The organism is Achromobacter sp. GbtcB20 (assembly GCF_019091095.1).
GTDB lineage: Bacteria > Pseudomonadota > Gammaproteobacteria > Burkholderiales > Burkholderiaceae_B > Achromobacter > Achromobacter mucicolens.
In genome coordinates this window covers 1-551 of sequence record NZ_JAGXJZ010000190.1, presented here as the reverse complement: position 1 = coordinate 551, position 551 = coordinate 1, and the positions used below count along the sequence as shown (strand labels likewise).

Sequence of the window (551 nt, the reverse complement as noted above, 5' to 3'; positions counted from 1 at the left end):
AAGGCGTGCGCTACGAGCGCCGTTTCTTCCACGCCGCCTTCGGCACGCCGGCGCAGAAAGAGGGCATGTCGGCCTTCCTCGCGAAGCGCAAGGCGAACTTCGAAGGCATGTAGGATGCGCGCGCCGGCGGTCCGGATAGGGGCGGTGGCGCTGGTCGCCACGGCGGCGGCGACCTACGGTTGCACCTCGCTGCCGCCGCTCGGCCAGCGCACCGCCAGCGTGGCGCTGGCCGGCACCGAAACGACGCCGCTGGGCCGGGCGATCGCGCCGCTGGCGGCCAAACATCCCGGCCTGGCCGGGGTCTACCCCCTGTCCGACGGCCGCGACGCGTTCGCGGCGCGCGTCTTGCTGGCCCGCGCCGCCGAGCGCAGCCTCGACGTCCAGTACTATATATGGCGCAACGATCTCACCGGCACGCTGATGCTGGACGCGTTGCGTAGCGCCGCGGCGCGCGGCGTGCGCGTCCGCCTCCTGCTCGACGATAACAACACCGCCGGGCTCGATCCCGTGCTGGCCGCCTTTGCCCGCGAGCCGAATGTCGAGGTGCGGCT

The 551-nt window shown here is 72.4% G+C and carries 2 pseudogenes; both read left to right on the top strand.

The annotated features are described in order from the left end of the window. Positions 1–113 (top strand): annotated as a pseudogene (locus KVT32_RS32315) (enoyl-CoA hydratase); the annotation flags it as partial. Positions 114–144: 31 nt separating this feature from the next. Further along, a pseudogene (locus KVT32_RS28500) lies at positions 145–551 on the top strand (phospholipase D family protein); the annotation flags it as partial.